The 18,494-nt window shown below is 59.2% G+C and carries 21 protein-coding genes; 6 read left to right on the forward strand and 15 right to left on the reverse strand.

Translation table 11 applies throughout. The features are described 5' to 3' along the window. Positions 1-74: 74 nt before the first annotated feature. Positions 75-1,565 (reverse strand): LysM peptidoglycan-binding domain-containing protein, encoded by a 1,491-nt coding sequence (locus ACR0JW_RS04510; RefSeq protein ID WP_170676347.1) that lies wholly within the window; start codon positions 1,563-1,565, stop codon positions 75-77. A gap of 126 nt (positions 1,566-1,691) precedes the next feature. On the opposite strand from ACR0JW_RS04510, the gene ACR0JW_RS04515 reads away from it, so the two are divergent. Beyond that, positions 1,692-2,243, forward strand: coding sequence for a TIGR00730 family Rossman fold protein (locus tag ACR0JW_RS04515; RefSeq protein WP_170676345.1), 552 nt, complete (start codon positions 1,692-1,694; stop codon positions 2,241-2,243). A 52-nt stretch (positions 2,244-2,295) separates the two neighbouring features. On the opposite strand, the gene ACR0JW_RS04520 is transcribed toward ACR0JW_RS04515, so the two are convergent. The 3 genes from ACR0JW_RS04520 to ACR0JW_RS04530 form a co-directional block, all read right to left on the reverse strand. After that, complete coding sequence (locus ACR0JW_RS04520; RefSeq protein ID WP_170676343.1) at positions 2,296-2,754, reverse strand: baeRF12 domain-containing protein; 459 nt, start codon at positions 2,752-2,754, stop codon at positions 2,296-2,298. Positions 2,755-2,975: 221 nt separating this feature from the next. Next, positions 2,976-3,857, reverse strand: coding sequence for a metallophosphoesterase (locus ACR0JW_RS04525; protein ID WP_170824618.1), 882 nt, complete (start codon positions 3,855-3,857; stop codon positions 2,976-2,978). Positions 3,858-3,860: 3 nt separating this feature from the next. Continuing rightward, on the reverse strand, positions 3,861-4,460 hold the full coding sequence (locus ACR0JW_RS04530) for a superoxide dismutase (protein WP_170676338.1): 600 nt from the start codon (positions 4,458-4,460) through the stop codon (positions 3,861-3,863). Positions 4,461-4,560: 100 nt separating this feature from the next. Here ACR0JW_RS04530 and ACR0JW_RS04535 point away from each other — a divergent pair, with 100 nt between their 5' ends. Then, entirely contained in the window at positions 4,561-5,322 is a 762-nt protein-coding gene (locus ACR0JW_RS04535; protein ID WP_170676336.1) for an FkbM family methyltransferase, read from the forward strand. A gap of 102 nt (positions 5,323-5,424) precedes the next feature. Further along, positions 5,425-5,811 carry a hypothetical protein gene (locus tag ACR0JW_RS04540; protein ID WP_170676334.1) on the forward strand — a complete coding sequence of 129 codons (387 nt, stop codon included), beginning with the start codon at positions 5,425-5,427 and terminating at the stop codon, positions 5,809-5,811. A 51-nt stretch (positions 5,812-5,862) separates the two neighbouring features. Here ACR0JW_RS04540 and ACR0JW_RS04545 read toward each other — a convergent pair whose 3' ends face one another. The 4 genes from ACR0JW_RS04545 to ACR0JW_RS04560 form a co-directional block, all read right to left on the reverse strand. After that, the gene (locus tag ACR0JW_RS04545; RefSeq protein ID WP_170610149.1) at positions 5,863-6,429 is read right to left on the reverse strand and encodes a sarcosine oxidase subunit gamma; all 567 of its coding nucleotides are present in this window, start codon (positions 6,427-6,429) and stop codon (positions 5,863-5,865) included. Beyond that, positions 6,422-9,436: a sarcosine oxidase subunit alpha family protein gene (locus ACR0JW_RS04550; protein ID WP_170676332.1), complete on the reverse strand. Its 3,015-nt coding sequence runs from the start codon at positions 9,434-9,436 to the stop codon at positions 6,422-6,424. The genes ACR0JW_RS04545 and ACR0JW_RS04550 overlap by 8 nt, the downstream gene beginning before the upstream one ends. A 67-nt stretch (positions 9,437-9,503) precedes the next feature. Next, positions 9,504-9,833, reverse strand: coding sequence for a sarcosine oxidase subunit delta (locus tag ACR0JW_RS04555; protein WP_170676330.1), 330 nt, complete (start codon positions 9,831-9,833; stop codon positions 9,504-9,506). Positions 9,834-9,922: 89 nt separating this feature from the next. Beyond that, positions 9,923-11,167, reverse strand: coding sequence for a sarcosine oxidase subunit beta family protein (locus ACR0JW_RS04560; RefSeq protein ID WP_170676328.1), 1,245 nt, complete (start codon positions 11,165-11,167; stop codon positions 9,923-9,925). Positions 11,168-11,343: 176 nt separating this feature from the next. Between ACR0JW_RS04560 and ccmI the strand changes: the two genes are divergently transcribed. From ccmI to ACR0JW_RS04575, 3 genes are read left to right on the forward strand one after another with little or no spacing between them, the layout of a single operon-like run. Continuing rightward, positions 11,344-12,573 (forward strand): c-type cytochrome biogenesis protein CcmI, encoded by a 1,230-nt coding sequence (gene ccmI, locus ACR0JW_RS04565; RefSeq protein WP_170676326.1) that lies wholly within the window; start codon positions 11,344-11,346, stop codon positions 12,571-12,573. Next, entirely contained in the window at positions 12,570-13,034 is a 465-nt protein-coding gene (gene ruvX / locus ACR0JW_RS04570; RefSeq protein WP_170610139.1) for a Holliday junction resolvase RuvX, read from the forward strand. The genes ccmI and ruvX overlap by 4 nt, the downstream gene beginning before the upstream one ends. A 17-nt stretch (positions 13,035-13,051) precedes the next feature. Continuing rightward, positions 13,052-13,285 (forward strand): DUF1289 domain-containing protein, encoded by a 234-nt coding sequence (locus ACR0JW_RS04575; protein ID WP_170610137.1) that lies wholly within the window; start codon positions 13,052-13,054, stop codon positions 13,283-13,285. A gap of 138 nt (positions 13,286-13,423) precedes the next feature. Here the strand turns inward: ACR0JW_RS04575 and ACR0JW_RS04580 are convergent, their stop codons facing one another. From ACR0JW_RS04580 to ACR0JW_RS04610, 7 genes are all read right to left on the reverse strand, one after another. After that, a complete protein-coding gene (locus ACR0JW_RS04580; RefSeq protein WP_170676324.1) occupies positions 13,424-14,152 on the reverse strand; it encodes a SpoIIAA family protein in 729 nt (242 codons plus the stop codon). A gap of 36 nt (positions 14,153-14,188) precedes the next feature. Continuing rightward, positions 14,189-14,974 (reverse strand): hypothetical protein, encoded by a 786-nt coding sequence (locus tag ACR0JW_RS04585; protein WP_480713616.1) that lies wholly within the window; start codon positions 14,972-14,974, stop codon positions 14,189-14,191. Beyond that, on the reverse strand, positions 14,968-15,792 hold the full coding sequence (locus tag ACR0JW_RS04590) for a sulfite exporter TauE/SafE family protein (protein ID WP_170676320.1): 825 nt from the start codon (positions 15,790-15,792) through the stop codon (positions 14,968-14,970). Before ACR0JW_RS04590 ends, ACR0JW_RS04585 begins: the two co-directional genes overlap by 7 nt. Before the next feature lie 34 nt (positions 15,793-15,826). Continuing rightward, positions 15,827-16,822 (reverse strand): tRNA dihydrouridine(20/20a) synthase DusA, encoded by a 996-nt coding sequence (gene dusA, locus ACR0JW_RS04595; RefSeq protein WP_170676318.1) that lies wholly within the window; start codon positions 16,820-16,822, stop codon positions 15,827-15,829. Between the two features lie 387 nt (positions 16,823-17,209). Further along, positions 17,210-17,707 carry a winged helix DNA-binding protein gene (locus ACR0JW_RS04600; RefSeq protein WP_170676316.1) on the reverse strand — a complete coding sequence of 166 codons (498 nt, stop codon included), beginning with the start codon at positions 17,705-17,707 and terminating at the stop codon, positions 17,210-17,212. Positions 17,708-17,785: 78 nt separating this feature from the next. Then, positions 17,786-18,043, reverse strand: coding sequence for a succinate dehydrogenase assembly factor 2 (locus ACR0JW_RS04605; protein WP_480713617.1), 258 nt, complete (start codon positions 18,041-18,043; stop codon positions 17,786-17,788). Then, positions 18,040-18,432, reverse strand: a complete 393-nt coding sequence (locus ACR0JW_RS04610; protein WP_170676314.1) for a helix-turn-helix domain-containing protein — start codon at positions 18,430-18,432, stop codon at positions 18,040-18,042. The genes ACR0JW_RS04605 and ACR0JW_RS04610 overlap by 4 nt, the downstream gene beginning before the upstream one ends. Positions 18,433-18,494 lie beyond the last annotated feature (62 nt).

Here is an 18,494-nt window from a genome sequence, read left to right on the forward strand (position 1 = left end):
CTGTCCGTCGCTTCAAGTGTCTGTCCTGAGATCAGAAATAGGCCCCCGCCCCCAAAAGGGCCAGAGCCGGGTGGTCATTCGGGAATGGTAAAGATCTGACCCGGATAAATCAGGTCCGGATCACGGATCGAGTCGCGGTTGGCCTCGAAAAGTTTGACGTAGAGAATACCGTCACCAAAACGTTCCCGCGAAATCGCCCAGAGTGTGTCGCCTTTCTGAACCGTGACCGACCGGATTGCGGCGGTTTGGCTCTCGGCATCCGCTTCATCCAACTGATCAGCCGCCTGCAGCGTCTCGATTGGCTCTCGCTTGAATGGGGTTTCCAGTCGACTGACGACGGTTCCGTCCGGGGCTACCTCATCCACCCGCAATGTATAGATACCTGGGTCGATACCCTCGATCTCGCCCCGCCATTTTCCGTCTTCCGCGGACGGAAGATCGCCGACAAGGCGGTTGTCCAGATAAAGGCGCACAGCCGATCCGCCCTGCGCACGCCCTGTCAGCTCGACTTCGCCGGTTTCCGAATAGCCAATCGTATCCAAAGCAATCTGATCCGGCTGCTGAGTTTGCGTCGCAGGAGGCTGCACCAGTTCGACACCTTCTTCACCAGACCGCAATACGGCGACCTGCTGATCCTGAGAAGCCTCGGCTGCCGGTTCAGATACGGTGGGTTCAGTTTCTGCCTGTTCAGTTTCTGCCTGATCAGTTTCTGCGGTGTCGGTTTCGGCGGTTTCAGTATCTGCCGTTTCGGATTCGGGCTGAGGCTGATCCTCAGAAGATGCCTCTGCCGTCTGCTCCTCTTGCGAAATCACAGGCTGTTGGTCTATTCCCGTGTCTTCCGCTGCTGCGGTCTCGGTCGGTTCGGGTTTCGTGACTTCCACTTCGGATGCACCGGGCTCAACCGTTTGCACTCCGGCTTCCTCTGACGGCTCGGCCGAAGCCACCTCGGTCTGTTGCGGCTCGGGCGCCGGTAGCGCCGCTATCAGGTAATCATCCGAACGCGACGCCGTGTCTCCGTCGGATGTCTCCAGCACCAAGCCCCTTGCGATATCGGAGAACGGGATCACCAGAAACTCGGCAAATTGCCCGCTGGCATCGACCGTGAAGCTGTGCACGGGCTCACCATCCAGTAACACGCGGACTTCGGAACCCGGTTCGGCGGTGCCGGACAACAGGGCGTTCCCGTCCGTTTCTATGAAAACCTGATCCAGAGCAGGCGCGATGACCGGCGTGGGCGCAGGTTCAACTGCCTCCCCGGTCTCGGCCTTTTCCTCGCCCGCCGGTTCCGGTTGGCTCTCGCCTTGCCCGGCCTGATCTACAGACTGCTCAGGCTCCGCCGTTTCCGCAGGCTGCGCGGGCTTTTCAGCGGTTTCTCCTGCTTCGGTGGTGACATCTTCCTGTGGCGCTTCGGCAGCGAGTTCAGTCTGCTGAGGCACCGGAGTGTCCTGTTCATCGCCAAAAATGCCGGACAGATACAAACCTCCCGCTCCGATCAGAGCTGCAATTCCAGCGATCAATCCCCAGAGGAAGTTTCCAGAGCTTCCGCTTCCCGACTTGGCGTCCATTCTTTTCCTTTCACTCCGCAGCGCAAATGCTTTGACTTTCACACATTCTGCCTGACGGTTGAGGCAACCTATCAATCCCGCTATCAGGGGTCAAAACCTCAGACACAAGCCCGGAGAACCCATCTGATGTCTCAGAAATCAGTCTGTGTGTATTGCGGGTCACGCAATGGCACAAATCCCGCCTATGCCGCAGCCGCCGAAGCGTTCGGCACATTACTGGCAAATGAAGGCTGGCGTCTGGTTTATGGTGCCGGAGATGTCGGGCTGATGGGCAAGGTCGCGCGCGCGGCGCAGTCCGCCGGAGGGGAAACTTTCGGTGTCATCCCGGTGCATCTGGTCCGGCGCGAGGTCGGCAAGACCGACCTGACCCATTTCGTGATCACCGAGACCATGCACGAGCGCAAGAAGGTCATGATCATGAATGCCGACGCGGTTGTCGTTCTGCCGGGTGGCCCCGGGTCGCTGGACGAACTGTTCGAAGCCCTGACATGGCGGCAGCTAGGCCTGCACGACAAACCCATCCTGATCCTGAATGTTGATGGATACTGGGACAAGCTGCGCGAACTGGTCGCGCAGGTCATGGATCAGGAATTTGCCGATCCATCGCTAGGCGAGTTCCTGACCTGGGTGGACTCCCCAACAGGGGCCATTGAGGCCCTGCGTTCGCTTCTGACTTAACTTAGGATGTTCGGAACCCCGGGGACCCTTTGGCCTCCCGGGGAAAAAATAGTCAGGCAACCGCAGGCTTTGCCAAGCGCTGACGCAAAACCTGTTCGACCTTGTGCAACGGGTGGTTGGTCAGGGTCTTGTCGACCTCGGCGACCACTTTGGCCAGCACCTCGCTGTGAAGCCGTCGGCGCAACAGGCCCAGAACATGAGGGCTGGCGACAAGAACAAGCCGTTTGAACGCACCTTTCAGCCCCTTTCGATTCAGCAAATCCGCCACATCCTGAACGAACAAGGATTTGGCGTGGGCTTTCCAGTTCGTCTCTTCCATGGCCGACTTCTGGTTCGGCCCGGAATCGAACCGGCGTCCTGCCCTGTCCTTGGGTTTGTTGTCCGCTGTGTCCTGCTCTTCAACCGAGACGACGACAAGATTGGGATCTTCGGCGTCTGTGATGTTTTCCATCACCAGCGCCTTTTCCCCGTCTGCGATGATAACCCATGTTCCCTGTTCAATTGCGACCATAGTGATCTCCTGTATCGGCCGTTGAGGTCGCCCCCCGCCCTTTGGGCACAAGTCTTTTAAAGCGTGCCAACACTGGATTGGCGCGCTTACTGTCGCTTGTCTATTTGATTTGCAGCTCTCTCCTGCCGCCTACTTTACGTAAGGTCTGCGGGGCACGATACAATCCCGGCGAAGGCAAAAGTCGACGTATCGGCAGGTTTTCACCAGCGGTAAGAAAAGGATCAGGCCGACATTTCGATCACTGTAATCTCAGGCGTGACCCCCAGCCGAACGGGCAGGATTGAACAGCCAATACCGCCTGAAACCACCAGATCCCGCCCATCTTCCTGCACGTGCCCATAGGCGTACCGATTGCCATAGCGGGATGGCACCACGGGCGACCAGCCAAACAGGCGCACCTGTCCGCCATGAGTATGCCCGGACAGGGTAAGCGCAACTTTCTTTGGTACTTTTGGAAAAATATCCGGTTCATGCGCCATCATCACGACCGGCGCATCGTCCGTTACCTGACTCAAGGTGCCCGGCAGATCATCCAGCCCCTGATACCCGCCGCCTTTGCGCCGGATAGCCCACTGATCCTCAAGCCCGGCCAGCCAGAATCCTAACGCCTCAAGCTTGATCGCAGTGTTCGACAGAACCGGGATGCCTTTGCGTCCCAGCGCCTCGGCGTGGATATTCGGCCCACCACCCCGCTGCTGAGCCTGCCGGTCATCCCACCAATCGTGGTTGCCCAACACCGAAAACACCCCGTGCGGCGCATCAAGATCAGAAAGAACGTCGGCCAGATCGTCCGGCCTGACCGGCTGCATGAAGGTTTTTAGGTCTGCCGAGTAATCCCCAAGCAGCAATATGAGATCCGGCGCCAGTGCGTTGGTGCGCCGCACGATCTGGCGAATGCGGTCAAGCCCGATCATCGGCTCTCCGACATGCAGATCGGCCAGAACCGCAATACGAACCGGGGGCGCAGTCCAGTCGGTTCGTTTCAGGCGCCATTTACGTACGCGCAGCCGCAGGGCCGGCTCGATGAAAAAGCCATAAGCCGCAGTAAAAAGGCCTGCCAGCGTAACCGCCAGCAGACCTCGTATGAACCCTCGTCGGGTCAATGATTACATCCGCGATGCAACGTTTTCCCAGTTCACCAGATTGTCGAGGAAGTTCGAAAGGTAAGCCGGACGCTTGTTGCGGAAGTCGATGTAGTAGGAGTGCTCCCACACATCACAACCCAGCAGTGCGGTTTGGTTAAGGCACAGCGGGTTCACACCGTTTTCGGTCTTGGTCACGGCCAGCGAGCCGTCCGCATTCTTGACCAGCCACGCCCAGCCCGAACCGAACTGACCGGCACCAGCAGCACTGAACTGCGACTTGAATTCGTCAACCGAGCCGAAGCTTTCGGTCAGGGCCTTTTCCAGCTCACCGGGCATGGCGTTGCCACCGGGGCCCATCATTTCCCAGAACTGGTTGTGGTTCCACAGCTGGCTGATGTTGTTGAAGATGCCATTCTGGGCGACAGCGTTTGCGTCATAGGTGCCAACGATGATCTCTTCCAGCGACTTTCCGTCCCACTCTGTCCCGGCGATCAGCTTGTTGCCGTTGTCGACATAGGCCTTGTGGTGCAGGTCGTGGTGATATTCCAGTGTTTCCGCGGACATACCCTTGGCTGCCAGCGCGTCATGTGCATAAGGAAGATCAGGAAGTTCAAAAGCCATGTCGGCCCCCTGTTAAAATGTAAGTTGCGGTTCCCAAGGTTAAATGCTTTGGCAGCCGCCGCAGGTCAAGGGCCGAGACAAGAAAACCCGGAGGCAGGCGATGCTGACACAGGCGCGCAAGATGTTCTACCGCGCCCGCGGATACTATGCGGGCAACCTGAACGGCGAGCCGTTTCGCCTTGACCCCTATCATTCGAAATTCTGGCGCAAGGCGACTGCGGGTGACTGGGAACCCGAGACCTTCGCCGTCCTTGATGAGTACCTGACGCCGGGCAGCGATTACCTTGACATCGGTGCGTGGATTGGCCCCACCGTCCTTTATGGCGCACGCAAGGCGCGGCATGTCTGGTGTTTCGAGCCGGACCCGACGGCCTACCGACATCTGGCGTGGAATCTGGACCTGAACGACATCCACAACGTGTCGGCCTTTGGTGTGGCGCTGTCAGACCAGTTCGGTGTGGCCCGCATGGCATCCCTGCGCGGAGAGCCCGGCGATTCCACCAGTTCATTGCTTCATGACGGCGCACATGGCAGCGATGCGCTGACCATTGCCTGGGATCAGTTCGAGGCGGTGAATGATCTGTCTGGCGTGTCACTGGTCAAAATGGATATCGAAGGGGCCGAGTTCTTCGTACTGCCAACCCTGTTGTCATGGTTGGAAAAGGTACGGCCTGCACTGTATCTCTCTCTCCACTCCCCCCTGTTGGCCGACGAAGATCGCCTGACCCGCACATCCGAGCTGCTGGAAAGCCTTTCCTTTTACTCCAATGTTTGTGACGAAAGCGGGCAACCGGCAGACGTTCAGACAATGCTCAAACCCGAAGAATTGACACGCTATCGCGCGATTGTTCTGCACGGGTAGAATGCGACAATCCACCTTCTCATTTTACACGCGGTTCTGCTTGTTTCCCCGAGCTAAACCTGTTTCCTTCCGCCAGTAACTCATTGATGAATAAGATAAGAAATGAAACGACTATTTGGAATTATCATTGCGGCATTTGCTGCTCAGACGGCAGCGGCTGAAGATTTGACATATCATTGCAAGGTCAAGGGTCGGGAAGGCTGGATCGCACCGGAATACTACTTTCGCATTGATCCAGAAGCCAACAAAGCGCAGGTCGTCAGTAACTACCACGACTGGATGGACGCAAACCTGAATACCCGCAGAAACGACATTTACCAGATGAGCTGGAAGGTCACATTGCCGAGTTCGGACGGTCAGGCGGTGCGCATGCGGTATCAGGCAAACCTCGATCAAGCCAAAAACAAGATCAAAGTCCGCGGTAGCTTTGGCAACGTAAGTGCATCAAACAAACCATACGGGACCGGAAACTGCGCGTTGGTCAAATAAAAAAGCCCCGGATGACCCGGGGCTTCTATTTCAACTGCACTTAGGCAGAGGTCAGTAAACCCCAACTTCACTGCCCGGCTGCGCCGCGACTTTCAGCAGTTTGAACACATAATCTGCGGCGGACCGGAAACAAACCACCCGGAAGGTTTCGGTGTCATCCATCCAGAACGCACCTGCCACCTGTGCCAGACGCGAGCGCCGAATTTGGCCGGGCTGGAATGCCTCTTCCGAGAACTCGACCGGAGCCAGCTTGCCCAGTACCTCGCGAGCGCTGCCGCCCGAGATGCGGAACACTGCGCGGGCATCCGAGACGTTGACGGCCAGGGCGTGTGTGCCGCTCAGGGCATTGGTCATCGCGGCCAGCTTGGCTTCGACCTCGGCGTAGGGCACCAGCACCAGCAATTCGTCGGTCGACATCCAGCAAACGCCGGTATCGCCGTTCACCAAAGCCTCGCGCTGGCCAGGAACCTTTTGGCCCGTGGCGTCTTTGACCGCCTTGGCAAGCACCTTGTCGGACAGGTCGCCGCGCAGAGTGATCATACCCTGCAGACCGCATTCCTCGACCTTGGCAATGCCGTCGAAGCTTGCGTGATTCAGTGCGCTGATGGGTTCAGACATTCTGCTTCTCCCCGTCCTTGTCGTAGAAGATCGGATCCACGATCTTGGCTTTGTAGACTTTGTCATCCGTTCCCGGGAACTCGACAATCTCACCCATCCGGTCAGGCCCGTGTTTGATCAGACCCATGGCGATGCCCTTGTCCAGGTTGGCCGAGTAATAGGTCGAGGTCACGCGTCCGATCATATTGCGCTGACCGTTGGCGTTGACGCCCTCACCCACTGCGTAGGCACCATCCGGCAGAACCGATCCATCCACAGTCTCAAGCCCGACCAGTTTCCAACGTTCAGGATCGGCCATGTGGCTTCGCGAATGGGCGCGTTTGCCCAGATAGTCCTCTTTCTTTTTCGACAGCGCCCAGTGCAGCCCCAGATCCTGTGGGATCACGGTGCCGTCGGTCTCGTCGCCGATCATGATAAAGCCTTTCTCGGCCCGCAGGATGTGCAGACATTCGGTGCCGTAAGGCATCACGCCGAACTCTTTACCTGCCTCCATCAGCGCGTCCCAGAATGCCTGACCCTGAGAGGCCGGAACCGCGATTTCATAGGACAGCTCACCTGAGAACGAAATGCGGTAGGCGCGGCAATCGAAGTCACCGATCTCGCCATCACGCCATTCCATGAAAGGCAGCGCTTCTTTGCTGACGTCCATGCCGCCCAGCTTCTCAAGCACCTTGCGGGCGTTGGGGCCGACCACGGCGACCTGCGCGTATTGCTCGGTCACGTTGGCCACGAAGACTTTCCAGTCCCACCATTCGGTCTGCAGCCACTCTTCCATGTGCCCATGGATACGCTCGGCCCCGCCGGTGGTGGTGTGGCACAGCCATGTGTCCTCGTCGACGCGGGCAACAACGCCATCGTCGATCAGGAAACCGTTTTCCGAGCACATCAGGCCATAGCGGCATTTGCCGACCTTCAGCGTGGACATCATGTTGGTGTACATCATGTCGAGGAACTTGCCGGCATCCGGGCCTTTGACAATCAGTTTGCCCAGCGTCGATGCATCAAGCAGGCCAAGGTTTTCGCGGGTGTTCTTGACCTCGCGATTGACCGCGTCATGCACGGACTCTCCGGGACGCACGTAGGCGTAGGTCCGGCGCCAGTGGCCGACCGGCTCCCAGTCGGCGCCGTTCTTGTCATGCCAGTTGTGCATCGGTGTTTGGCGGATCGGCTGGAACACTTCACCACGCGCTTCGCCGCCGATCGCGCCCATCGAAATGGGGGTATAGGGCGGGCGGAAGGTTGTGGTGCCCACCTTCGGAATCTCGGATTCCAGCGCATTAGCCAGGATTGCCAAGCCGTTGATATTGCTCAGCTTTCCTTGATCGGTCGCCATGCCCAGCGTGGTGTAACGCTTGGTGTGTTCAACGCTTTCGTACCCTTCACGCGCAGCCAGCTGGACGTCGGAAACTTTGACGTCATTCTGGAAGTCGAGCCAGGATTTCATGCGCAGCTGGATTTCGGCATTGGCAGGCATCAGCCAGACAGCTTCCATCGCCGCTTCGCCGGTAGCTTCCCCAGCCGGGGCCTTAGTGTTCTTCGGTTTGAACCCGGCCGCCTTGGCCGCCGCTTTGCCAGCGGCATGGGCATCGGACAGCACTTCGCCCAGCGCCAGCGGACCGTTCGAGGAACCCGCGGCAAGAACGAAACCTTCACCATTTGCACCCAAAGGCGGGCGCGCCGGATCGGGACGGAAATGGGCTTGCGCCTCATCCCAGATCAGCTTGCCCCCACAATGCGACCACATGTGAACCACCGGAGACCAGCCCCCCGACATGGCGACCGCATCGCATTCAACTTCTTCGCGAGCGCCCCCGATGCCTTCCTGATTGCAGATCGCAACTTTCTTGACACGTTTGCCGCCTTTGACTTTGGCGATGGCCTTGCCCGGATCGACACGGATGCCAAGCTGACGCGCCTCTTCGGCCAACGGCCCGGCAGATGTACGTGCATCGACAACGCGCAGGACATCAACGCCCGCCTGTTTCATCAGGATCGCCGTGCGATAAGCGTCGTCGTTGTTGGTGGCGACGATGACACGTTCCCCGGGGGTCACGCCCCAGTTGATCACATAGTCGCGCATGGCCGAAGCCAGCATCACACCCGGCACATCATTTCCGGCAAAGGACAGCGGACGCTCGATCGCGCCTGTTGCAGTCACGATCTGTTTGGCCCGGATCCGCCACAAGCGATGACGCGGGCCTTGCGTGCCCGGTTTGTGATCGTTCAGACGCTCGTAACCCAGTACGTACCCATGGTCATAAACCCCTGCGCCCATGCAACGGGACCGCATGGTGACGTTGCTCATTGTTTCGAGTTCGGAAACCAATTGTTCCACGAACTTATCCACAGGCTCACCATTGACGGTTCCGCCATCAACCGGAGCGCGACCGCCCCAATGTGCAGTCTGCTCGATCAGCAGAACCTTGGCACCGGATTGCCCCGCAGCTTTGGCGGCCTGAAGACCAGCCACACCGCCGCCGATCACCAGAACATCGGTGAAGGCGTAGAAGTGTTCATAGGTGTCCGCGTCCTTGGTTTCCTTGTCCGGTGCTTTGCCCAGACCGGCGGACTGGCGGATGAAGGGTTCGTAGACGTGCTTCCAGAACGGCTTGGGATGGATGAACATCTTGTAGTAGAAGCCGGCCGGCAGGAACCGCGACAGGTGAGTGTTGACGGCACCGATGTCGAAGTCCAGGTTCGGCCAGTGGTTTTGCGAGATCGCCGTCAGGCCGTTGAACAGTTCGGTCGTGGTGGCACGCTGGTTCGGCTCGAAGCGGCCGCCCTGCCCGAGACCGACCAGAGCGTTCGGTTCCTCGGCCCCGCTGGCGACAACGCCACGCGGACGGTGATACTTGAACGACCGGCCCATCATCATCTGATCATTGGCCAGAAGGGCCGAGGCAAGCGTATCGCCCTCGTAGCCCTGCATCGCGGTGCCGTTGAAAGTAAAGGTGACCTGTTTCGACCGGTTAATCAGTCGGCCGAGTTTTGCGAGACGGGTGCTCATTTTGCGGACCTTTCGCAGGTGGAGGTGTCGGAGCCTCCGGCGGGAGTATTTTTGAAAAGGTGAAGCATCAGGAGAACTCTCTCCACGTCCAGCCGGGCCGTTTGACGGTGATGGCATCCTTGATGTCTTGCGGCGGTTCGGAGGTCTGAGCGGTGTAAGTGCCAAAGACCTCGAGCGTTTGGGTACAACGCGCGGCGTGGAACCACTTGCCACAGCCATTGGCGTGCCGCCAGCGTTCGAAATGCACGCCTTTGGGGTTTTCACGCATGAACAGGTAGTCGTGGAATTCGTCATCCGACGAGCCGGGGCCAAAGCGCTTCAGATGCGCCTCGCCACCAGCGGCCAGTTCGGTTTCTTCGGCGTCAACGCCGCAATAGGGGCAATTCAGGATCAGCATTTTGTCATCCTTTCAGCAGCAAGCCGTCGTTTGACGTCCGCGCAATTCGTAGTCAGGGGCAGAGACGATTTTTCGGCGAAAAATCTCCATCAATGCGCCACCCCGGCGGCGACGCTCTCGTCGATGAAGCGGCCCTCTTTGAAGCGGTCCAGCGAGAAAGCTTCGGTCAGTGGCGAATGACCGGTGGCCATCAGCTGTGCCATGCCCCAGCCCGAACCCGGGATCGCCTTGAAGCCACCGGTGCCCCAGCCGCCGTTGATAAAGCAGCCCTGCAGCGGTGTTTTCGACAGGATCGGCGAGCGATCACCGGTCATATCCACGATCCCGCCCCATTGGCGCAGCATCTTCAGGCGCGATATCATTGGGAAGGTCTCGACCAGCGCGCGCACCGTTTCCTCGATATGGTGGAACGATCCACGCTGGGTGAAGTTGTTGAACCCGTCCGTGCCGCCGCCGATCACCATCTCGCCCTTGTCGGACTGAGACATGTAGCCGTGCACGGTGTTGGCCATTACGACAACGTCCATGCAGGGTTTGATCGGCTCGGATACCAGCGCTTGCAGCGCGATGGCTTCCAGCGGCAGGCGGAAGCCTGCCATCTCGGCCAGTTGCCCCGAGTGCCCGGCAACAACGATGCCCAGCTTGTCACAGTCAATGGCGCCCCTGGTGGTATCGACGCCAACCACGCGGCCATTGTCCGAACGGACGCCGGTGACTTCGCACTGCTGGATGATGTCCATGCCCATCGCGGAACAGGCGCGCGCATAGCCCCACGCCACTGCGTCATGGCGTGCGGTGCCGCCGCGTTCCTGCCAAAGCGCGCCCAGAACCGGATAGCGCGGGCCGTCAAGATTGATGATCGGCACCAGCTCCTTGACGCGTTCAGGCGTAATCCACTCGGTCTTGACGCCCTGCAAGGCGTTGGCGTGCGCCGTGCGCTGATAGCCGCGGATTTCGTGCTGGGTCTGCGCCAGCATCATCACGCCGCGCGGGCTGAACATGATGTTATAGTTCAGGTCCTGGCTCAGATCCTCATAGAGGCTGCGTGCCTTTTCGTAGATCGCAGCCGACGGGTCCTGCAAATAGTTCGAGCGGATGATCGTCGTGTTCCGGCCGGTGTTGCCACCGCCCAGCCAGCCTTTTTCAATTACGGCCACGTTCTGGATGCCATAGTTCTTACCCAGATAGTATGCAGTGGCCAGACCATGCCCCCCTGCGCCAACGATTATTACGTCGTAGCGTTTCTTGGGTTCGGGTGACCGCCAGGCGCGTTCCCATCCTGTGTGGTAACGAAGCGCTTCGCGCGCAACGGCAAAGGCTGAATAGTGTTTCATAAGCGAATCCATCCGGTTCGGTGATTGGGCGCAGATATGACCTGTGGCGACAGTTTACCCCTGCCGCACAACGCCGCAATATCGCACTATTGCGACATGTACGCCATTCGCGGCCATTTGTCCCTTTTGTCGGGCGGCCAGCGGGTCTAAGTCAGGGCAAGCGTTTCGGAGATACTATGACGTTCTGGGTCCTGATCTTACTGACTGCACTGCTGATTGCCGTGTTTTTGGGATATTCCATGCTGCGCAACAGGAAAAACCGCGAACCTGCCGCGGCCTACGACCTGCGCGTCTACCGTGAACAGTTGGCGGGCGTGGACCGGGACCTGGCCCGGGGTGTAATCCCAGCAGCGGATGCCGACAGGGTACGCACCGAAATCTCTCGTCGCATTCTGGCTGCGGATGCGCAGATGCAGCAGTCTGCAGCGGGCAACGGCCCGTCGCGTGCCGTTACGGTCGGATCACTTGTTGTCGTGGCGCTTGTTCTGGTGGGTGGTGCAATGGGGCTTTATCGTCAACTCGGTGCCAACGGGTTGCCGGATCAACCACTGGAAATGCGACTGGAAATGGCCAAGAGCCTGCGCGCCGATCGTCCGGCTCAGGCCGAATTTGAAGCGTCGACACCACACGCGCCGGCGCCTCAGCTGGAAGAAAGCTATGTCGAACTGCTGGGCCAGTTGCGCGAAACCGTTGCTAGCCGGCCCGACGACTTGCAGGGTCATATTCTGCTGGCCCAACATGAGGCCAACGCAGGCAATTTTCAGGCTGCTTACAAGGCGCAGCAACGCGTGATCGAACTGTCGGGTGATGCAGCGCCAGCGGATGCTTATTCCCACCTGGCCGAGATGATGATTCTGGCGGCGGGCGGATATGTTTCACCCGAGGCTGAGGACGCGCTGAAACAGGCGCTGGATCGCGACCCGCATCATGGACCTGCTCGGTACTATTGGGGGCAGATGCTTGTGCAGACCGGACGACCCGACCTGGCCTACCGGCTTTGGGCCGATGCACTGGCCCAAGCGCCCGCCGGCGCACCCTGGGCAGATGCGATCCGCGCCCAAATTGACGAACTGGCCTTCAGGGCGGGCGTTTTCAATGCTCCGGAAATCCCGGCACCTTCCACCGAGCCAGGCCCTGATCAGGCCGCTGTCGACGCAGCAGCGGAACTGACGCCGGAAGAACGTCAGGACATGATCCGCGGAATGGTCAACCAGTTGTCGGACCGGCTGGCAACCGAAGGCGGATCGCCCGAAGAATGGGCCCGCCTGATTGCAGCACTGGGCGTTCTTGGCGAAGCGGAACGGGCAAGCGGAATATACGACGAAGCGCAATCTGTTTTCGCCGGCAATGCCGATGCGCTGGACATGCTGGCCGCGGCCGCCCGAAGGGCAGGTCTGGAACCATGATCCACGATCAGTTCGAAGATTTCGCCGCCGCGCTGGCCCCGATGACGGCGCTCATGGGGTTGGACCTTGGCGAGAAGACGATCGGCGTGGCGGTTTCGGACCGGATGCGCGGCGTGGCCAGCCCGCTCGAGACGGTCCGGCGCAAGAAATTCACGCTCGATTCCGCGCGGCTTCTGGAAATTGTTGCTGACCGCGAAATCGGAGGAATACTTCTGGGCCTGCCCAAAAACATGGACGGAACTGAAGGCCCCCGATGCCAGTCAACCCGCGCTTTTGCCCGGAATCTGTCGCGCCTGACGGACCTTCCCATCGGTTTTTGGGACGAGAGATTAAGCACAGTTGCGGCAGAAAAGGCACTGCTTGAGGCGGATACGACACGAAAACGTCGCGGACAGGTTATTGATCACGTCGCTGCTGGTTATATTTTGCAAGGAGCGCTCGACAGGTTGCGCTTTCTTTAAAAAGGCGGGTTGGCGCGATGACAAACATGGTTTGGAAAAGGAATGAGGTGGAAAGCCCCTGCGTCCAGATCTGTGTTGTGCACCCGACGGAACGTATCTGCACAGGATGCTACCGCACCCTTGACGAGATTTCGCGCTGGTCCAAGATGGAAAGCAGCGAGCGGGCGGAAATCATGACAGACCTGCCGGCTCGTAAACCGCGTCTCGCGAAACGGCGTGGTGGCCGCGCTGCCCGCCTGAACAAAGGCTGACACTTCAATTCCAGAATAGACCGATCTAAAGCTGCGCCGCTGCGGGCCGATTGAACTCCGAGGGGGTTGAGTTCGCGGATCGTGAGTGAGTGGCCAGCACAGCGGCGCGATCAGTTCAGTTGTCTCTCCGCGAAGGGATCAGCCAGCCGTAAGCCAGGATTTTGCGTTTTCGATTTCTTCCGACGGGAAATACTGCGTTCGCGCTCCCAACACGTGGCTTGCCACTTTTTGCGCAATCCTCTGCCAGCCCTTGTCGCCAACAATTGCTGCGCGATCAAGCATCCCGATATGCCCCTGCGCCAGACGGAAATGTGCAGCCAGTGCCGTCAGCCCCTGCCAGCCATCAAATTCCCGCAGATCGATCAGTAACCTGAACCCGTCACGCTCGCGAAGCAGGCTGTCCAGATCGGTCTCGGCCTGCTTGTATTCATCGGGGTCCAACTTGCCCATCAAGGAAATCTGAATACACGGGCCGCCCAGATCTGTGACATGAATGGCCCCGAGGGACTCGCGCATCCAGCGCCGGGCGGCTTCCAACTCGGTCATCTCGAATACCTGCACCGGGCACGGCAGGATCGGAGCTGCCAGCCGGATGCTAGTCTGAACCCAGCCTTGATCGGCCACCACTGCGATCCGGTCGAAGCCGCGCCAATGGCTCAGACCAAGTTTGGTGTCAGACCACGCGGCTCCAAGGTCGTAACCTTTGAACTCCGGATGCACGATCGCCAGAAGGCGAACCGCGTCATGCTCGGTCAAAGCAGCTTCGATGGCCGGAACAAGGGTCGAAGCATAGTCGTCGGCAGTGATCTGGCCAGACAGTTCAACTTCAATCTGTGCACCATCAGAATTCGTGTGGACGGTCATCATACCGAAAATCCTCCAAAGCTAAACAATGGCAGGACGTTACGGAGTTTCGAGCCACTCGGCTACACCCCCGGCACATTCCGGGCGGAAATAGGCGATCATCCGTCCGTCGGGCCCACAACTTGCAGCTTCACCCCACGGGGCGACCCCATGCAGACAGTGTCGATGCAAAAGATAAGCCTCGCCCGGTGCCGCCGGCAGTTCGATTCGCGGACATGTGTCGAAGACTTCTCGTCGTGCCGTCTGGTAGATTTCCGTCACGTCGATCTGATGCAGTGCCTCATCCGGGTGTCCGGCCATGGCGTTCCGAAAGGCAGCCCCCATGATCTTGTGGCTCCCCTCCCACAGAACCATCGGCGAAGCATCGGCGCTGGCCTTGTTCAGGGGAATTCCCAAAATCCACGCGTGCGGCTCATCCACATGCCGGCGTCGGCCAGTGCCAGAGGGGCGCAGTCCGTCCACATGGGCGGCATCCTTGTTTCGCCTGTACCGTGCGGCCGCCTCGCTTTCGCCACGTCGGGGACACGGGTAGCCGGGGTAGAAGACCGAGACCTGCCCTTTGTGCAGCGGCAGAACACCGTACTGCCGGTTGATGAAGTCCATCGCTTGCCCGGCCAGCGGCAGCGAACGCCCCACCCTGCCCTGGCGATCATTGGTCAAAGCATCGACTCCGATGAACCAAGTCCCCTCGCAATCGAGCCACGGAGCGTGCGCCGGGTCCGAGACCGAGCTTCGGGCAGCAGGCAAAGCCTCTTCAACCCATTCGGCCAGAACCGGATCATAAGGAAACGAGATCCAGCCCTTATCTTGAAAATGGTCTACCATCCCACCGCCTTGCGAAGCATGTTGAGGGCGACCAGTGTCAGAAACACGGCAAAAACCCGTTTTAGGGGTTTCGGATCCATCGCGTGGGCCAGTTTCACCCCCCAGGGCGCCGTCATCATCGTCATTGCGACCACCACGCCAAACGCAACCAGATTAACCGCCCCGATTGTCAGCGGCGGACGATGCTCGACCGGGATTTCCACAAACAGAAAGCCCAGAACCGATGGCACTGCGATAATCACGCCGAACCCGGCGGCGGTGGCCACGGCGCGGTGAATGGGAGTGTTGAACAGGCTCATCAAAGGCACACCGAAACTGCCACCGCCGATCCCCATCAGCACAGACAAAAAGCCGACCGAGGGCGAAAGAACCGCGCGACGCGCCCCTTTGGGCATGGCGTCACCCAGCCGCCATTCTGACCGGCCCAGCCCCAGATAGGCACCGATGACCATGCCGAGTATCCCAAACAGGGCCTGCAGCGCTTCTGTTCGCAAGGCCGAAGCCACCAGCACACCCAGAACGGCACCTGTGGCAATACCAACGCCCCATCCGCGCAGAATATCCCAGTCCACCGCGCCTTTTTTGTTGTGCGCAAGCACGGACCGGACAGACGTGACGATGATCGTGGCCAGAGATGTCGCCAGACACAGCTGCATCAGTTGCGGCCCGCCATATCCAAGCGTCTGAAACGCATAGAAAAACGCGGGTACCAGAACAATTCCGCCCCCGACGCCCAGCAACCCGGCCAGCACTCCGGCCAAGGCCCCGATCACAAGCAAAAGGCCCAGCATTTGGGCCAGCAACATCGTCTCGGGCATTGTCCCCCCAAACCGGTGTCAAACCGGATTTCGTTTAAACCTCAGCCAGTGGCGCAACCTGTTCCAGCGCCTGCAGCATCACCTCGGGCCCGGCCCCGGAATGTACTGCCCCCTCGGACAGTGCGCGTCGCCATGCCCGCGCACCGGGTCGTCCGGCGAACAATCCCAGCATGTGACGCGTGATCTGGTGCAGTCGCCCACCGTCGGCAAGGTGTTTTTCGACATAAGGCACCATTTCATGGACAACTTCAAACGGGTCGGTGGCAAGTCCTGTTTGAAAGATCAGCGGGTCAGCATCGCAAAGAATGTCGGCGGGCTGATGATAGGCCGAACGTCCGATCATCACACCATCCAGCCCGGCGTCCAGATGCTCCCTCGCTTGTTTCAGCGAGGTGATACCGCCGTTGATCGAGACATGCAGATCAGGAAAAGCCGCTTTCATCCGATGCACCAGACCGTAGTCCAGCGGCGGAATATCGCGGTTTTCCTTCGGGCTGAGCCCTTGAAGCCAGGCCTTGCGCGCGTGGATCGTAACGCGACCACAGCCTGCCGCGCGGATTGCCTCCAGAAACGCAGGCAGCACTTCCTCGGCTTCCTGATCATCGACACCGAGGCGGCATTTGACGGAGACGTCTATTTTGACAACATCAATCATCGTTGCCACGCATTCGGCGACGCGAGAGGGGTCCTTCATCAACACCGCTCCAAACGTGCCCGACTGGACCCGGTCGGAAGGGCAGCCGCAATTCAGGTTAACCTCATCATACCCGGCTTCCGCGCCCAGGCGCGCTGCTTGTGACAATTCTTCAGGATCCGACCCGCCCAGTTGCAGGGCAACAGGGTGCTCCTGCGGGCTGTAGTCCAGCAAATGAAGTGCCCCACCCCGGACCAATGCCGGGGCCGTCACCATTTCCGTGTAAAGCAGGGTTTGACGACTGAGCAACCGATGGAAAAACCGACAATGCCGGTCTGTCCAGTCCATCATGGGTGCCACGCTCAGACGCGCTGCTTTCTGTGCGTTTTTCGTCAAAGCGCTGGCTCCGTGTTCGTGCAAGCAAAGCGCCACGAGGTTTGGCCGGGCTGTCTTGCCGGTTTCGGGGCACTGGGGTTTCTGATTCGAGCGTGCCACGGTGTAGCATATTCGGTGAGAGCGAACAGCGACTTGAACGCGATGTGATCCGGTACCCGTCACGCTCAAGGTTTTACTCAAATTTGCCCGAAGGCCGGCGATCAAACCACGGAAGGAAGATGCCCAGTTAGCGTACTGGGCTTTTTGTTGAGAGGGCTCGAAGTTGTCCGGCCCTCGACCTTCAGTCGCTATTTGCCGCGAATACGACGTTCCGGTCAGCACCCGCAGAGCTTGGATTGCACACCGATACCTGACGTTCACCTTTTGCCGAGCGACGTGCCCGAATGCTTAGTAAATATAGCGGATCTGATCGGTCCAGTATCGCTCGACCCGGCGCAAAGACGTGGTGATACGTTCGATCCCGTCAAATTCCAGAACACCACGGCTCTGCAAGCCTTCGGCATGGCGCGAGAACAGCTCGGCCACGATGTCGCGAATCTCTCGGCCGCGTGGGGTCAGGCGCACCCGGACGGACCGCCGGTCAATCTCACATCTCTGGTGATGCATGTAACCCATTTCGACCAGTTTCTTGAGGTTGTAGCTGACATTGCTGCCCTGATAGTAACCCCGGCTTTTCAATTCGCCCGCCGTCACCTCGTGATCGCCGATATTGAACAGAAGAAGCGCCTGCACCGCATTGATTTCCAGCACACCGACACGTTCGAATTCATCCTTGATGACATCCAGCAGCAACCGGTGCAGCCGTTCGACAAGGGCCAGCGCCTCAAGATAGCTGGTCATGAACCCTTTGGTTCCCGGCGCGGAAACCTGCAATTCCATACTCATCCGACCCTCCGATTCAGTCGCGCAGTTTCTGACACGATGAACCGAATTCCCGAAAAATCGGTTAAGCGGGATTTTCCGTTACTTTTGAAAGGTCTGCGCGATACCCGCGATCAGGTCTGCAAAGTTCTCAGGAGGCCTGACCTGCCCAGTCACCCATTGATAAAGGTCCTGATCGTTTTCGTGCAGCAGCGCATCGTAGGCATCCAGACCGACCGTATCCATGCCCGCAAGGTTGCGGTCGGCATAGGCCGACAGGATCAGATCCATCTCTTTGATCCCGCGCCGCATCGAGCGCATTTTCATACGCTTGATCCGAACATCGCGTGTTTCTGTCACTGTTGAGGCTCCAACATCAGGCGGATCTTTTTCTCAAGCCGCGCTGCGCGTTCGGCGCTGGCGCGCATTTCGCCGCGAATTGCGCGCAACTCGGCGGCGACGCCTGCCAACTCCAGACTTTCGGCATCCTCCTCCAAGGGGGCGCCCATCCCCTCACCTTCTCCGGTCAGCAACCACATGATCGAGACATTCACCATGCCCGCCATAATCGACAGACGGTTCGCGCGCGGCTCGGACAGATCGTTCTCCCACGCGACAATGGTCGCCTTTTTGACACCCAGCCTGCGGGCCATCTCAGATTGTGACATCCCGGCCGCTTCGCGCGCGCCTGCCAGACGATCCCCAAACGTTGCTGCATCCGGTCCGAACCAGTCGTATTCATCAGTCATCTGGGGCTCCAAATCTATTTTTCATAGCGCTTGATCGTCATTCGGGCGCACCCTATGACAGA

The organism is Ruegeria sp. BG6 (assembly GCF_056538465.1).

Coding starts and splice junctions, on each gene's coding strand:
- ACR0JW_RS04600 (WP_170676316.1), bottom strand. CDS start 17,707: ATGAGTATGGAATTGCAGGTTTCCGCGCCGGGAACCAAAGGGTTCATG.
- ACR0JW_RS04510 (WP_170676347.1), bottom strand. CDS start 1,565: ATGGACGCCAAGTCGGGAAGCGGAAGCTCTGGAAACTTCCTCTGGGGA.
- ccmI (WP_170676326.1), top strand. CDS start 11,344: ATGACGTTCTGGGTCCTGATCTTACTGACTGCACTGCTGATTGCCGTG.
- ACR0JW_RS04540 (WP_170676334.1), top strand. CDS start 5,425: ATGAAACGACTATTTGGAATTATCATTGCGGCATTTGCTGCTCAGACG.
- ACR0JW_RS04590 (WP_170676320.1), bottom strand. CDS start 15,792: ATGCCCGAGACGATGTTGCTGGCCCAAATGCTGGGCCTTTTGCTTGTG.
- ACR0JW_RS04545 (WP_170610149.1), bottom strand. CDS start 6,429: ATGTCTGAACCCATCAGCGCACTGAATCACGCAAGCTTCGACGGCATT.
- ACR0JW_RS04555 (WP_170676330.1), bottom strand. CDS start 9,833: ATGCTGATCCTGAATTGCCCCTATTGCGGCGTTGACGCCGAAGAAACC.
- ACR0JW_RS04520 (WP_170676343.1), bottom strand. CDS start 2,754: ATGGTCGCAATTGAACAGGGAACATGGGTTATCATCGCAGACGGGGAA.
- ACR0JW_RS04585 (WP_480713616.1), bottom strand. CDS start 14,974: ATGGTAGACCATTTTCAAGATAAGGGCTGGATCTCGTTTCCTTATGAT.
- ACR0JW_RS04560 (WP_170676328.1), bottom strand. CDS start 11,167: ATGAAACACTATTCAGCCTTTGCCGTTGCGCGCGAAGCGCTTCGTTAC.
- ACR0JW_RS04530 (WP_170676338.1), bottom strand. CDS start 4,460: ATGGCTTTTGAACTTCCTGATCTTCCTTATGCACATGACGCGCTGGCA.
- ACR0JW_RS04575 (WP_170610137.1), top strand. CDS start 13,052: ATGACAAACATGGTTTGGAAAAGGAATGAGGTGGAAAGCCCCTGCGTC.
- ACR0JW_RS04610 (WP_170676314.1), bottom strand. CDS start 18,432: ATGACTGATGAATACGACTGGTTCGGACCGGATGCAGCAACGTTTGGG.
- ACR0JW_RS04580 (WP_170676324.1), bottom strand. CDS start 14,152: ATGATGACCGTCCACACGAATTCTGATGGTGCACAGATTGAAGTTGAA.
- ACR0JW_RS04535 (WP_170676336.1), top strand. CDS start 4,561: ATGCTGACACAGGCGCGCAAGATGTTCTACCGCGCCCGCGGATACTAT.
- ACR0JW_RS04550 (WP_170676332.1), bottom strand. CDS start 9,436: ATGAGCACCCGTCTCGCAAAACTCGGCCGACTGATTAACCGGTCGAAA.
- ruvX (WP_170610139.1), top strand. CDS start 12,570: ATGATCCACGATCAGTTCGAAGATTTCGCCGCCGCGCTGGCCCCGATG.
- ACR0JW_RS04515 (WP_170676345.1), top strand. CDS start 1,692: ATGTCTCAGAAATCAGTCTGTGTGTATTGCGGGTCACGCAATGGCACA.